The sequence below is a fragment of the Peterkaempfera podocarpi genome, from assembly GCF_042466665.1.
Taxonomy (GTDB): Bacteria; Actinomycetota; Actinomycetes; order Streptomycetales; family Streptomycetaceae; genus Peterkaempfera; species Peterkaempfera podocarpi.
In genome coordinates, this window is sequence record NZ_CP162102.1 from 5,072,671 (window position 1) to 5,086,459 (window position 13,789).

10 protein-coding genes and 2 pseudogenes are annotated in these 13,789 nt (G+C 71.5%); 10 read left to right on the top strand and 2 right to left on the bottom strand.

The annotated features are described in order from the left end of the window. Positions 1-66 precede the first annotated feature (66 nt). The 4 genes from AB0761_RS22390 (at position 67) to AB0761_RS22405 (ending at position 6,083) form a co-directional block, all read left to right on the top strand. Entirely contained in the window at positions 67-1,722 is a 1,656-nt protein-coding gene (locus AB0761_RS22390; protein ID WP_377270883.1) for a succinic semialdehyde dehydrogenase, read from the top strand. Positions 1,723-1,875: 153 nt separating this feature from the next. Continuing rightward, a complete protein-coding gene (locus AB0761_RS22395) occupies positions 1,876-3,663 on the top strand; it encodes a GMC family oxidoreductase N-terminal domain-containing protein (RefSeq protein ID WP_377270884.1) in 1,788 nt (595 codons plus the stop codon). Positions 3,664-4,198: 535 nt separating this feature from the next. Then, positions 4,199-4,810: an RICIN domain-containing protein gene (locus AB0761_RS22400; protein WP_377270886.1), complete on the top strand. Its 612-nt coding sequence runs from the start codon at positions 4,199-4,201 to the stop codon at positions 4,808-4,810. A 595-nt stretch (positions 4,811-5,405) separates the two neighbouring features. Continuing rightward, positions 5,406-6,083: a TMEM175 family protein gene (locus tag AB0761_RS22405; RefSeq protein WP_377270887.1), complete on the top strand. Its 678-nt coding sequence runs from the start codon at positions 5,406-5,408 to the stop codon at positions 6,081-6,083. 12 nt (positions 6,084-6,095) lie between these two features. Here AB0761_RS22405 and AB0761_RS22410 read toward each other — a convergent pair whose 3' ends face one another. Continuing rightward, positions 6,096-6,782, bottom strand: a complete 687-nt coding sequence (locus AB0761_RS22410) for a DUF6445 family protein (RefSeq protein ID WP_377270888.1) — start codon at positions 6,780-6,782, stop codon at positions 6,096-6,098. Between the two features lie 131 nt (positions 6,783-6,913). Here AB0761_RS22410 and AB0761_RS22415 point away from each other — a divergent pair, with 131 nt between their 5' ends. The 6 genes and pseudogenes from AB0761_RS22415 (at position 6,914) to AB0761_RS22440 (ending at position 12,600) form a co-directional block, all read left to right on the top strand. Further along, the gene (locus AB0761_RS22415) at positions 6,914-7,381 is read left to right on the top strand and encodes a DUF4231 domain-containing protein (RefSeq protein WP_377270890.1); all 468 of its coding nucleotides are present in this window, start codon (positions 6,914-6,916) and stop codon (positions 7,379-7,381) included. 1,265 nt (positions 7,382-8,646) lie between these two features. Next, positions 8,647-8,967: a chorismate mutase gene (locus AB0761_RS22420; protein ID WP_377270891.1), complete on the top strand. Its 321-nt coding sequence runs from the start codon at positions 8,647-8,649 to the stop codon at positions 8,965-8,967. Positions 8,968-9,097: 130 nt separating this feature from the next. Beyond that, positions 9,098-10,690 (top strand): glutamine-hydrolyzing GMP synthase, encoded by a 1,593-nt coding sequence (gene guaA / locus AB0761_RS22425; protein WP_377270892.1) that lies wholly within the window; start codon positions 9,098-9,100, stop codon positions 10,688-10,690. A gap of 114 nt (positions 10,691-10,804) precedes the next feature. Further along, positions 10,805-11,394, top strand: a pseudogene (locus AB0761_RS22430) (Uma2 family endonuclease). 177 nt (positions 11,395-11,571) lie between these two features. Beyond that, positions 11,572-12,081: pseudogene (locus AB0761_RS22435) on the top strand (TQO small subunit DoxD); the annotation flags it as partial. A 252-nt stretch (positions 12,082-12,333) separates the two neighbouring features. Then, positions 12,334-12,600 (top strand): Rieske (2Fe-2S) protein, encoded by a 267-nt coding sequence (locus tag AB0761_RS22440; protein ID WP_377274261.1) that lies wholly within the window; start codon positions 12,334-12,336, stop codon positions 12,598-12,600. A gap of 7 nt (positions 12,601-12,607) precedes the next feature. Here AB0761_RS22440 and AB0761_RS22445 read toward each other — a convergent pair whose 3' ends face one another. Next, complete coding sequence (locus AB0761_RS22445) at positions 12,608-13,735, bottom strand: hypothetical protein (protein ID WP_377270893.1); 1,128 nt, start codon at positions 13,733-13,735, stop codon at positions 12,608-12,610. Positions 13,736-13,789 lie beyond the last annotated feature (54 nt).

The following is a 13,789-nucleotide window of genomic DNA, read 5'->3' on the forward strand; positions in this document are numbered from 1 at the left end:
CAGATTTTGCGAAATCCGGTTACCGACGGGTACCCAACCCGGCCGGGAGCGCCTACGCTTCGCGGCATGACGGAAACCACGGTGGACAGCCAGAACGCGCCCGAGCCGCGGAAGGCCGAGCCGGACGCCGGTCCGGGGGGCAACCCCACGGCGCCCGGTGGCGGCCGTGCCGTCGCCGACGTGGTCACCGCAGACCTGGTCGCCCGGCTCGCCCGCGGCATCACCGCCGGTCCCGAGCCCACCCTGGCCCGCACCCGGGCGCCGTTCACCGGCGAGGTGCTGGCAGAGCTCCCGGAGTCCACCCCGGCCGACGTCGAGGAGGCGTACCGCCGGGCCCGCGCCGCCCAGCACGGCTGGGCCGCACTGCCGGTCCGCCGCCGCGCCGCCGTGCTGCTGCGCTTCCACGACCTGCTGCTGGGCCGTCAGGACGAGGTGCTGGACCTCGTCCAGGCAGAGACCGGCAAGGCCCGCATCCACGCCTTCGAGGAGGTGCTGGCGGTGGCCGGCGCCGCCCGCCACTACGGCCGGGCCGCCGCCGGGTACCTCAAGGACCGCCGCCGCGGCGGTGCCGTACCGGTGCTCACCCACACCCTGGAGGCCCGCCGCCCCAAGGGCGTGATCGGCCAGGTGTCGCCCTGGAACTATCCGCTGGAGCTCTCCGTCGGCGATGCGCTTCCCGCCTTCGCGGCCGGCAACGGCGTGGTCAACAAGCCCGACACCCAGACCGCCCTCACCGCGCTCTGGGCCCGCGAACTCTTCATCGAGGCCGGGCTGCCCGCCGACCTCTGGCAGATCGTGGTCGGTGACGGCCCGGTGGTCGGCCCGGCCGTGGTCGACGGCGCCGACTACGTCTCCTTCACCGGCTCCACCCGCACCGGCCGCGAGGTCGCCCAGCGGGCCGCCGCCCGCCTGGTCGGCGCCTCCCTGGAGCTCGGCGGCAAGAACGCGCTGCTGGTGCTGGAGGACGCCGACCTCGACAAGGCCGCGGCAGGCGCCGTACGCGCCTGCTACTCCTCCGCCGGTCAGCTCTGCATCTCCATCGAGCGCCTCTTCGTCCACCGCTCCGTCGCCGACGCCTTCCTGGAGCGCTTCGCCGCCCGGGTCGGGGCGATGCGGCTGGGCACCGGCCTCGCCTACGGCGCCGACATGGGCTCGCTGGTCTCCCAGCGCCAGCTGGACACCGTCACCCGCCATGTCGACGAGGCGGTCAAGAAGGGCGCCACCGTGCTGACCGGCGGGCGCCCCCGCCCCGACCTCGGCCCGCTGTTCTACGAGCCCACCGTGCTCGACGGCGTCGACGACACCATGGCCGTCTGCGCCGAGGAGACCTTCGGCCCGGTCGTCTCCGTCTACCGCTTCGACAGCGACGACGAGGCGGTCGAGCGCGCCAACGCCACCGCCTACGGCCTCAACTCCAGTGTCTGGAGCCGCAACACCCGCCGCGGCCGCCAGGTGGCCGCGCGCCTCCACACCGGCACCGTCAACGTCAACGAGGCCTACGCCGCCGCCTACGGCTCCAGCGCCGCGCCGATGGGCGGCATGGGGGACTCGGGACTGGGCCGCCGCCACGGCGCCGAGGGCATCCTCAAGTACACCGAGGCCCAGACCATCGCCACCCAGCGGCTTCTTCCCATCGCGCCGTCGCTGGGCATGGACGACGCCGGCTTCGCCACCTTCTTCACCCGCAGCCTCAAGATGCTGAAGGCACTCCGGCTGAAGTAGCCCGCCCAGCCCGATGCCCTGATGTACCGATGCTCTGATGACCCGATGACCCGATGACCTGAGCCCGACGCCCGCAGCCCGACACCCCGCCCCGCCGCCTCGCCGTCCGCGGTGCCACGCGGTTCCGCAGCATGCCCGGAAGGAGCCCCTTCGATGACGAGCACCACCGAGGAGTTCGACCACGACGTGATCGTCGTCGGGTCGGGTTTCGGCGGATCGGTCTCCGCCCTCCGCCTCACCGAGAAGGGCTACCGGGTGGCCGTGCTGGAGGCCGGCCGCCGCTACAGCGCGGACGACCTGCCCAGGAACTCCTGGGACCTGCGCAGCTATCTCTGGGCCCCGGCCCTCGGCCTCTACGGCATCCAGCGCATCCACCTGCTGCGCAATGTGCTCATCCTGGCCGGCGCGGGCGTCGGCGGCGGCTCCCTCAACTACGCCAACACCCTCTATGTGCCGCCCAAGGCGTTCTTCGAGGACCGCCAGTGGCAGCACATCACCGACTGGCAGGCGGAGTTGGCGCCGTTCTACGACCAGGCACAGCGGATGCTGGGAGTCCGCCTCAACCCGACCATCACCCCCTCCGACGTCCATCTGAGGGCGGCCGCGGAGAAGATGGGGGTCGGGGACACCTTCCACACCGCCCCGGTCGGTGTCTTCTTCGGCGACGGCAAGGACGCCGACGGCGGCGGGGGCCGGACGGAGCCCGGTGCCGAGACCGACGACCCGTACTTCGGCGGTGCCGGGCCCCGGCGACGCGCCTGCACCGAGTGCGGGGAGTGCATGACCGGCTGCCGCCACGGCGCCAAGAACATGCTCACCGAGAACTATCTGCACCTCGCCGAGCGCGGCGGCGCGGAGATCCATCCGCTGACCACCGTGACCCGGATCAGCGAGCACGGCGACGGCTACGCCGTGCAGGTCCGCCGCACCGACGCCCGCCGCGGCGGGGTCCGCACGCTGACCGCCCGCCGGGTGGTGGTCGCCGCCGGCACCTACGGCACCCAGTCGCTGCTGCACGGCCTGAAGGACGGCGGGCACCTGCCCCGGATCTCCGACCGGCTCGGCGAACTCACCCGTACCAACTCCGAGGCGCTGGTCGGCGCGCAGACCACCGACCGGCGCTACGGGCAGCGTGCCGACTTCACCAAGGGGGTCGCGATCACCTCGTCCATCCACCCGGACGAGAACACCCACATCGAGCCGGTGCGCTACGGCAAGGGCTCCAACTCCATGGGCTTCCTGTCGATCCTCCAGGTGCCGGGCGGCGGACGGGCGCCGCGCTGGCTCAGCTTCCTGGCCACCGCGGTGCGGCACCCGGCCATGTTCGCCCGCTCGATGAGCAAGCGCCGCTGGTCGGAGCGGACCATCATCGGCCTGGTGATGCAGTCGCTGGACAACTCCATCACCGTCTCGACCAAGCGCAAGGGCCTGGGCAAGGGCAAGCTGACGTCACGTCAGGGTCACGGTGCGCCCAACCCCGGCTGGATCCCGGCCGCCGAGCAGGCCGCGCGCCTGATCGCCGAGGAGATCAACGGATTCCCCGGCTCCACCGTCGGTGAGATCTTCGACATCCCGCTGACCGCCCACTTCATCGGCGGCTGCCCGATCGGCGACAGCCCGGAGACGGGCGTGGTCGACCCCTACCACCGCCTCTACGGCCACCCCGGGATCAGCGTGGTCGACGGCGCGGCCATCTCCGCCAACCTCGGCGTCAACCCCTCCCTCACCATCACCGCCCAGGCGGAGCGGGCCATGTCCATGTGGCCCAACAAGGGGGAGGCCGACCTGCGCCCCGCCCAGCAGGAGGCCTACCGCCGCATCCCCGCCGTGGAGCCCGTGCGCCCCGCCGTCCCCAAGGATGCCTTCGCCGCCCTGCGCCTCCCGCTGCTCGCCGTCCCGCCCGTCCCGCCCAAGTCCCCGCGGCCCGACGAGGACTCCTGAACCACCGCCGACCGCCGACGGCCGTGCCCGTCGAGGCCCCTGGCCGGACCATCGACCTGGTCCGGCCAGGGGCCGACGGGGCTCCGGCCGGGGCGGGTCCGGTACCCGTGGATATCCCCGGGGGCCCCGCCGCCCGAGGTGGAGCCCGGCCGGCGCGGCATTTCGGGGTGGTCGCCCGCGGCTGCTGCTTTGCCGCGAATAAGGCGGGAATAAGTGGCGAAATATCTCGGATTGCCCTGCCGTGAGGCTGCTGCTAGTGTCACCAATGCCTGAGGCTTGAAGCCTGAGTGCAGCGGGTGATTCGTCGAGGTGGGCGCGAGCAGAAATGCCATGAGTGACCTCGACATTATCCCTTGGATCACCCTGCCCTCTTCATCTCACCTTTGCTGGAACCGGTATCCCTAACGCTGAGGAAAAGCCGTCGGGCATTCCGAGGTCTCGATCCGGCGCCGCCGCGCCGGAGTGCTGAGCCCTGACGGTCCGCCGCGGGGGTCTCCATGAGCGCCGGCGTCCAGCAAGAGCAGTGGAGGACGCCATGCGAAAGACTTCGACAGGGTCGGCCCTGATCGCCGCAGCGAGTGCGCTGGGACTGGCACTGGCACTGGTCCCCATGGTCAACGCCCAGGCAGCCGGTGCCGCGAGCAGCGCCTCGGCGGCACCGCAGCGGCCCAAGCCGCCGGCCGAGAGCGCCAAGGGAGCGGCCGCCAAGGTCGCCCGGAAAGCCGTCTACATCGGCATCTTGACCAACGGGCTCGGCGGTCAGTGCCTGGACGGCGACACCAACACCATCCCCGGCAACGGGGCCAGGGTCCAGCTGTGGGACTGCAACGGCCAGGCCCAGCAGCGGTGGTACTGGTACCCGATCGCGGGGGCCCCGGTCGGCTGGTACACGATCGAGAACGGCCTCGGCGGTCAGTGCCTGGACGGTGACCGCAACACCATGCCCAACGACGGGACCCGGGTCCAGCTGTGGGCGTGCAACGGCTGGCAGAACCAGCAGTGGCGCTGGGACGGCCAGCACCTGCGGAACGCCCTCTACAGCCAGTGCATGGACGCCGACCGCAACACCATCCCCAGTGATGGGACGCGGGTCCAGCTGTGGGCGTGCAACGGCTGGTCGAACCAGCAGTGGACCTTCAGGAGCTGAACCCTGAAGCCGTGATGCCCCCGTCGGCGGCGCCCACCGCCGACGGGGGTGTCCGCGCGCCGCCGCCGCCGACGCCGACGCCGCCGGACGCGAAACGGTGCGCCCCGGTCCGCCGCGCTGGGGGTGCGGTGGAACGGCGGTAGCGCCTCGCGAGCAGAAGTCCGGAGGATCAGTCGTCGCCACGTCCTTGCACCGGTCATCAGACCGGGCATCGGATATCGATTCCTGTGGAGTTCACCTCGCATTTCACTCCGCCTCGGCATCCGGTCGGCCCGGAACGCCGGAGGGCCAGAATTGCGGACTTTCCCGGCAGTCGACTTCGGCCACGGTCCTCAGTGGACGGACAGCTGCCGGAGTCCGGGTCCTCGCCGGCTCCGGAATGCGGGCGGCTGCGGAATGTGCTTTCCGGCCTGCCGGACCCGGTCGCCGGGGAACATCTCATGGACGGAGAGTCCCACCGCCGAGAGGCGCCCCGGGCCGAAGTGGTCTGCGCCCGCTGCGACCGATCGCGCGCGCCGCCCCGACCAGTCCGTCAGCCCGCGGCAGGGGTCGCAATGCGTCGGGTTGCGGTCGGACTCCGAGGATTCATGGCACGATGCGCCTCGACTCGAAGGCACTGGGGGAGATCGTGAATGAGTCCAATCGTGTCGAGGCGTTCAGCGACGGTGTCTTCGCCATCGCGATCACGCTCCTCATCCTGGAGATCAAGGTGCCGCTCCACGAGGGCAGCCATCTCTGGCAGGCGCTGGGCGCGCAGTGGCCCTCATACGCCGCCTATGTGGTCAGCTTTCTGATCATCGGCATCATGTGGGCCAACCACCACACGGTCTTCAGCTTTGTGGCGCGAGTGGACCGGCCGCTGCTCTTCCTCAACCTGCTGCTGCTTCTGGTGGTGGCGGCGTTGCCGTGGCCGACGGCGCTGCTGGCGGAGTATCTGCGGGAGGGCGGGGCGTCGCATGTGGCGGCGGCGGTGTACAGCGGGTTCATGGCGGCGCATGGGATCACGTTCGGGCTGCTGTGGTGGTGGCTGACCCGGACGGGGCATCTGTTCGACGAGCGGGTGGATGTGGCGGCTGCCCGCAGGATGCGGCTGCGGTTCGCGCTGGGGAACCTGGTCTACCCGCTCCTGGTCGGGCTGTCGTTCGTCTCGGCGCCGGTCACCCTGGCTGTGCACGGCCTGATGGCGGTCTACTACGGCGTCAACCAGCTGCCGGTGCCGGTCCGCGAGCCGATGGTGGAGGCAGTGGCTGCGGCGGATCCGGCGCTGGACTGACCGAAAGCCGGGTCAGGCCATCCAGAAGAAGACGGCGGTCATCCGCTTCTCCTCCAGCGTGGTGCCCCAGTAGCCGGTGGCGCTGTGGAGCAGGTTGGAGGTGTAGAGGAGCAGCCGGTTGTAGCGGTGGGGGATGCGCAGGTCCTCGGTGAAGGAGTCCGGGGGGACGAAGCGCGTTCCGAGGGCGTCGACCAGGTTGTTGTGAGGGGCCGTCACCAGATTGCCGCCGAGGACGCCGCCGGGCAGGCTCTGCCGGTAGAAGCCCGTGCCGCAGTCCTTGGGCACACCGGGGTTGAGGTAGAGCACCGCGGCGTAGCGGCACAGCGCCCGGGAGTCGGTGTGCGGACGCGGTTCGCTCTCGCCCTTGCCGACGACCTGGATGCAGTTGTGGTTGAGGGTGGCCCCGCCGGGCGCTGTCTCCTGCCAGAGCCTCGGAGCGCCGGTGGCCTTTCTGACCAGTTTCTCGACGTGGGCCAGTTCGGCCGGTTCGAGCCCCGGCATGGTGCGCAGTCCGGGCCAGGTCTCGGGCTTGTACGGATGGCCCTCGGTCCAGTCCTCCTTGGCCAGGCAGCGGGCCCGGACCGCGTCCGCATCGGGCAGGACGTCGTCCAGTACCCAGTAGTCCCGGCCGCGGGTGGGCTTGCGGTAGGGGAGGACCGGAAGGCCTGCCTGGCGCGGCCTGGGCTGCGATGGGGACATGCCGCCGACCGTAGTGCCGTGCGGTGCCCGCGCCTTCCCGTGGATTGGTCAATGTTCAGTCAACTCTGACTGGTGCAGCAAGGGTTGGGTGAGTGGCTGACAGCCGGGCCGGGGGCCGGGAGACTGGCGCGATGCAGCGCGGACGACGTCGCCCCAGTCCTGCGTCCTGGGTGGACGCCCCCGATCCGGTGCTCGCCCATGTGATGGCGGAGCTGAACTGGTACGCGAGGTCGCGCGACCGCAGCCGCCGGTCGTACCGGGCGGTGGAGATCGGGGTGCTGATCACGACCTCGGCGACGGTGGTCGCCGGGGCGCTGTCGGCGCCGGCGGTGGTGACGGCACTGATTGCGGCGGGGTCGCTGCTGCTCACCGGGCTGCGGCAGGTGTTCGGGTCCGGGGAGCGCTGGACGTCGACGGCGGTGGCGTGGCTGGAGCTGCGGCAGGCGGTGGTCCGCTATCGGCTGCTGCCGGAGGCCGAGCGTGATGCCGCCGCGAAGGAGGCGCTGCTGTCCCGGATGGAGGAGATCGGGCTGGCCGAGGTGCGGAGCTGGGCGGAGTTCCGGCGGGGCGAGGGGTCGGCTGAGGCGTCTGCCGGGTAGGCGGGCGGATCCGGGCGGGCGCTGTGCGGCGCTGCTGTCGGCTGCCCCCTGCCGACGGGACAGCGTGCGGTGGGGAGGTGGTCCGGGGAGGGGAGCGGTCGCCGTCCTCGCCCGGGCTGCGTCCGTGCCGGGCTGCGGCCGCGCCGGGGTGCGGCGCGGTGGCGGGGTCTGCAAGGCAAAGGGCCCCGCGGGGGGAGCGGGGCCCTTTGTCGTTCAGCACTCGGCGTCAGGGCAGCGCCGGGTGCTGGCGGCGGCGCCGGGGGAGGAGCGCCGTCCTGGGGGATTGGTCTGTGGTGATGCGGTGAAGCATGGTGCGACGGGCGGGGCGACGGTTTCGCGATCACGGAGCGTGATCTGATAACCGTTGTCATCGCCTGGTTTCGGCGTCGCCTCACCCGGCGGTCCCGCCGCCGCGACCGTGGTTGCGGTGAACCCCCTCACCAGCATCGTGCTGGACCAGGAGGGGTCTGTGCAACCGGTTCGGCACACTCCGGTGCCACCGTTCTCCTGCTGCGGGCCGGCCGAGGGCTTCGGGGTGGCGCAGCCTGGCGATCGTTACGCTCTGCAAAGGGCGCATAGGGGGCGCACGTTTATGGCGTGTGCGCTGGTGGGAGGTCGGTGTGCGCCCCGTTCGCGGGTCGCGGCGCCACCGGTCGGCGGGGCGGCCGGCCCGGGCGTCCCCGGGACCGGCCGCCCTTCCTTTTCAGTCGTGACCGGGCCGCTGTCCCCTGCTGTCCGGTCACAGCACCGACGCGGTGTCCCACGGCGCGGGCCCGGCCTCGGCCGGCGCAGGCCGGAGCGGGGCGGGCCACGCGCCTCAACGCGCCGGTGGACTGGAAGTTCCACGCGTGGTCCTACAGGCCGTACGGAACGGCCCCGTGCGAGGGGCCCGGCGGTCCGCCCTGGCTGGTGCGGGCGCGCTCGTACGGTCGCAGGGGACAACGAGCCCGGACGGCGGCCGGTCACGCCCGGCGGCCGAGCCGAACGGGTGAAAGGGCCGCGAGGGTCGGCCGGGCGGGGTCTCACCATCCGAAAAGCGGCTGGCCGGACTCGCCGCCCGGGGCCATACTGGAGGCATGTCGTTCGCAGTCGAGCAGTTCTCGTTTACCTATGGCACCGGCGGGTCCGGATGCCTGGGTGCTGCTGCCGTACAGAACGACTGACGCAGACTCCGAACAGGCGCCCCGGGCCGACAAGGCCCGGGGCGCCTGTCGTCTCCGGTCCGGTCGGCGGAAGGGCCTCCCGCCACCAGGAACGAGGACCTCATGACCAGCCCCGTCACCACCACCGCGACCACCACCACCGCGACCACCACCACCGCAGCCCGGCTCGATCCCGCCGAGGCGGCGACCGTGATCGCCGGCGCCCGGGCCCGGATCGACGATCTCGACGGCCGCATCATCGAACTGGTCAAGCAGCGCATGGCCGCCTCCGCCGAGGTCCAGCAGGCCAGGATCGCCAGCGGCGGCCCGCGGCTCGCGCTGGCCCGGGAGCTGGAGATCATGGAGCGTTTCCGCACCGAGCTGGGCCGCGCCGGCACCGAGGTCGCCAGGCTGCTGCTGGAACTGTCCCGCGGCCGGGCCTGAGCGCATGCCACCGCCGCCGCAGCCTGCCCGGCGGGCTGCGGGGCGGCGGCCGGTAGACTGGAGTTCCGACCCGCCCTCCGAGCCCGTCGTCCGGCAGGAGGGTTCCGCAGCACCCGCCGGAAGGCCGCACGTGGTTTCAGCGACCCCCGTACAGACCGAGCAGACGACCGACACGGTCCTGGTCGTCGACTTTGGCGCCCAGTACGCCCAGCTCATCGCACGGCGGGTCCGCGAGGCCCGCGTCTACAGCGAGATCGTGCCGTCGACCATGCCGGTCGCCGAGATGCTCGCCAAGCGGCCGAAGGCGATCATCCTCTCCGGTGGCCCCTCGTCGGTGTACGCGGAGGGCGCGCCCAGCCTCGACCGCTCGCTGTTCGAGGCCGGCGTCCCCGTCTTCGGCATGTGCTACGGCTTCCAGCTGATGGCGACCACCCTCGGCGGCACGGTGGACAACACCGGTGCCCGTGAGTACGGCCGCACCGCGCTGACGGTCTCCAAGCCCGGCTCCACCCTCTTCGAGGGCACTCCCACCGAGCAGTCGGTGTGGATGTCGCACGGCGACGCCTGCTCGGCCGCGCCCGAGGGCTTCAGCGTCACCGCGTCCACCGACGTGGTGCCGGTCGCCGCGTTCGAGAACGACGAGAAGCGCCTCTACGGCGTCCAGTACCACCCCGAGGTGCTGCACTCCACGCACGGCCAGCAGATCCTGGAGCACTTCCTCTACCGGGGTGCCGGGATCAAGCCCGAGTGGACCACCACCAATGTCGTGGACGAGCAGATCACCCTGATCCGCGAGCAGGTCGGTGACCGGCGGGCGATCTGCGGACTGTCCGGCGGCGTGGACTCCGCCGTTGCCGCCGCTCTGGTGCAGAAGGCCATCGGCGACCAGCTGACCTGCGTCTATGTCGACCACGGTCTGATGCGCAAGGGTGAGACCGAGCAGGTCGAGAAGGACTTCGTGGCCGCGACCGGCGTGAAGCTGAAGGTCGTGGATGCATCCGAGCGCTTCCTCGCCGCGCTGGCCGGGGTCTCCGATCCCGAGCAGAAGCGCAAGATCATCGGCCGGGAGTTCATCCGGGTCTTCGAGCAGGCGCAGGCCGAGATCGTCGCCGAGGCGCCCGACGACCACCCGGTGGAGTTCCTGGTCCAGGGCACCCTCTACCCGGATGTGGTGGAGTCCGGCGGCGGTACCGGCACTGCCAACATCAAGTCCCACCACAATGTGGGCGGCCTCCCCGAGGACCTTCAGTTCCAGCTGGTCGAACCGCTGCGCAAGCTGTTCAAGGACGAGGTCCGGATGGTCGGCCAGGAGCTGGGCCTGCCCGAGGAGATCGTCCAGCGGCAGCCCTTCCCCGGCCCCGGCCTCGGCATCCGGATCGTCGGCGAGGTCACCCGTGAGCGCCTGGACCTGCTGCGCGAGGCCGACGCCATCGCCCGCGAGGAGCTCACCGAGGCAGGCCTGGACCGCGAGATCTGGCAGTGCCCGGTGGTGCTGCTCGCCGATGTCCGCTCGGTCGGCGTCCAGGGCGACGGCCGCACCTACGGCCACCCCATCGTGCTGCGCCCCGTCTCCTCCGAGGACGCCATGACCGCCGACTGGTCGCGGCTGCCCTATGAGGTGCTGGCGAAGATCTCCACTCGGATCACCAACGAGGTCGCCGACGTCAACCGGGTGGTGCTGGACGTCACCAGCAAGCCCCCGGGCACCATCGAGTGGGAATGATCCCAACCTTGCGTCAACGTGTGCGCCGCCACCCGACTTCCTTCGGGTGGCGGCGCGGCCGTTTCCGGCCCCTACGCTGGTGAGCGGCGCACGATCCCGTCCATGGGAGGAATCATGACCGCCGAACCCGTACCCGCCTGGCCGATCCCGCCGGAGGGCGGCTTCACCGTGGACGATCTTCTGCACATGCCCGACCTCCCGACGCACACCGAGCTGATCGACGGGCGCCTGGTCTTCGTGAGCCCGCAGCGGAACTTCCACTCCCTGGCGGTCGACCTGTTGATGGTCGGCCTGCGCAGGACGGCTCCGGGTCACCTCCGGGTGCGGCGGGAGATGACGGTCGTCCTGGAGCCCCGGCAGTGCCCGGAGCCGGATGTCGCGGTGGTCTCGGCGGCCGCCGAGACCGGCCCGGAGCAGACCCACTACCGCGCCGAGGATGTGCTGCTGGCGGTGGAGGTGGTCTCGCCGGACTCCGAGAAGCGCGACCGTGAGCGCAGCCCCAGCTGTATGCGAAGGCGGGCATCCCGCACTTCTGGCGGGTCGAGGCCGACCGGGGCCGCCCCGTGGTCTATGTCTTCGAGCTCGAGCCCGCAACCGGCGTCTATGTTCCCTGCGGCATCCACCACGACCGCCTGAAGATCACCGTCCCCTTCGACATCGACATCGACATCGACATCGACCTGGCGGAGATCGAGCGACTGTGACCGACCGCCTGTGATCGACCGTCCGTAATCGACCGCTCCCGTATTGAACCAACCGGCGATCCACTGCGTACTACGTGTGGCCAAACGTGTGTGCGTCCGGGCAGGATCGTCGGTTGAGTACGGGAGAGGTGCAGGATGGCGGACATGTCGGACGTCGACACGGTGGCGACCCGCGGGATGCGGCGCAGGGACCGGTCGCCGGGCGGGGGTGCGGCGCAGACCGGCTGGAGAGCCAAGGCGGCGAGGCATGCGACGCTGCCGCTGCGCCTCTTTCTGGGGGCGACCTTCGTCTATGCCGGCATCGACAAGCTGGCCGACGCCCACTATCTGGGCGGAGCGGCCGACCCGGCATCGTTTGTGTCGCAGACCCAGGCGGTGAAGGGCGCCAGCCCGATCGGTCCGCTGCTGGACCAGGCACTGAACAACCCGACACCCTTCGCACTGGCGATGGCGTTCGGCGAGCTCGCCGTGGGGCTGGGCGCACTGCTGGGGTTCTGGACCCGGCTGGCGGCCCTCGGCGGCGTACTGATCAACCTCTCCCTCTGGCTGACCGTCAGCTGGCAGGTGCACCCGTACTACCTCGGCAACGACCTGCCGTTCATGATGGCCTGGGTGCCGCTGCTGCTCGGCGGCGCGCCCCGCTTCTCGGTGGACGCGCTGCTGGCACGCCGCTCCGATCGGGAGCGGGCGGTGGGCACCCCGCCGGGGACGGTCCGCCGCCGGGCGCTGATCGACGGCGGTGTCGCGGCCGTCGCGGTGGCGGGGACCGGCCTGCTCGCCGGTTCACTGGCCGCCCGCCTGGGACGGAAGAACGGGACTCCGGCCGCCGGCACCACCACGACTCCGCCGGCGGCGTCCGGCGGCAGCTCGGCGCAGCCCCCGGCCGGCGCCGGGAACGCGCCCACGGTGGCCGTTGCCGACGTCCAGGTGGGTGGGGCGGTGAAGACCACGGACCCGGCGACCGGCGACGCCGTCTATGTGCTCCAGCCGCAGCAGGGCCAGTACACCGCCCTCTCGGCGGTCTGCCCGCACGCCCAGTGCGTGGTGAACGCCCCCAAGGACGGCAAGCTGGTCTGCCCCTGCCACAACTCGGTCTTCGACGCGGCGACCGGTGCACGCGAGGCGGGCCCGGCCACCACGGGCCTCGCCAAGTACGGCATCACCCGCAACGGGGACCGGCTGCAGCTGGGGCAGAAGCAGAGCTGAGCGCGGCTCAGTCGGCAGTGGTGCTGTAGCCGGCGGCGGCCCGGCAGTCCGTGCGGGCCGCCCCGGACAGCTTGCCGCAGAGCCTGCTCGCGGCCCCCTGGTCGTGGTAGTGGACGCGGTAGTAGCTGACCAGACCGGCGACACAGGGCGCCCGCTGGTCCGCGGCGGCGTGCTCGCACTGGTCGGCGGACCACTGCTCGCGGTCGATGTTGTACTTCATGATCCGCGAGCCCAGCCCCATGGTGCAGGCGTTCCGGCCCCCGTCGGAGACCGGGGCGTTGCGGCACCAGGTGAGCCCGGCGGCATACGACTCCGGGTGGTGCGCATAGTCGTGCTTCTGCAGGAAGTAGGCCGGGGCGTAGTAGTAGCAGGCTCCTCGGAAGGCGACGGGCTGCTCAGGACAGGGGTAGAGGGGTTCGGCGGCGAGACGGTCGGCGGGCAGGTTGGCCATCGCCCGGGGATCGCTCTCGTCGGGCTCGAAGAACTGCATGAAGATGCCCTCCGAGCACGCCGTGACGGCGTAGGCGGCGGTGAACCTGGAGCAGAGCCGCTCGGCGCCGGGCACATCCAGCTTGGCGACGAACATCGCGCCGTGGCCGATGCCATGGATGCAGGACGCACTCTGCTGCGGCGCACAGAGCGTGGTCACATCCGTGGCGGGGGCGGGGCTCTCGGCGAGCTTCTCCTCCACGATGCCGTGCAGATAGCCGGAACCGCAGACGTCATTGCGGTAGTGCACGGCCGTGTCGAAGGAGCCGTGGTACTTCTCCAGCGCGGCGTGGCCCAGCTCATGGGCGATGGGGTGGCAGTAGCGGGCGACATCGGGGTGGGCCGTGATCGCCTTCTCCAGGTCCGCCAGCGCCCGCCCGGGGTCAGTGGCGTCGAGTTCGGCCACCAGCCGGTCGCGCAGGGCGTTCTGGGACCACTGGTCGGCGGTCGCGCTGGGCCGGGCGGTGGCGGACGGCTGCGTCCCGGTCCGGGAAGGAGCCGCAGCCGGGACCGGGGGCGGCGGCAGCGGTGGGGCCGGGGAGGCGGCGGTGGCCGTGGCGGAGGCCGTCCAGTCGGTGGTGACCGCTGCGAGCACTCCGCCGATGCACAGGGCGAAGGCAAGGATGATGGCTGTCGGACGGATCAAGGCGGCCCCCGTGGCGTACTGCTCGCGTCATGACACTCGTCGAACAGGACGTCG

What these genes read in the sequence shown, in the direction of transcription:
- AB0761_RS22390 (WP_377270883.1), top strand. Translation starts at nt 67, where the DNA reads ATGACGGAAACCACGGTGGACAGCCAGAACGCGCCCGAGCCGCGGAAG.
- AB0761_RS22395 (WP_377270884.1), top strand. Translation starts at nt 1,876, where the DNA reads ATGACGAGCACCACCGAGGAGTTCGACCACGACGTGATCGTCGTCGGG.
- AB0761_RS22400 (WP_377270886.1), top strand. Translation starts at nt 4,199, where the DNA reads ATGCGAAAGACTTCGACAGGGTCGGCCCTGATCGCCGCAGCGAGTGCG.
- AB0761_RS22405 (WP_377270887.1), top strand. Translation starts at nt 5,406, where the DNA reads ATGCGCCTCGACTCGAAGGCACTGGGGGAGATCGTGAATGAGTCCAAT.
- AB0761_RS22410 (WP_377270888.1), bottom strand. Translation starts at nt 6,782, where the DNA reads ATGTCCCCATCGCAGCCCAGGCCGCGCCAGGCAGGCCTTCCGGTCCTC.
- AB0761_RS22415 (WP_377270890.1), top strand. Translation starts at nt 6,914, where the DNA reads ATGCAGCGCGGACGACGTCGCCCCAGTCCTGCGTCCTGGGTGGACGCC.
- AB0761_RS22420 (WP_377270891.1), top strand. Translation starts at nt 8,647, where the DNA reads ATGACCAGCCCCGTCACCACCACCGCGACCACCACCACCGCGACCACC.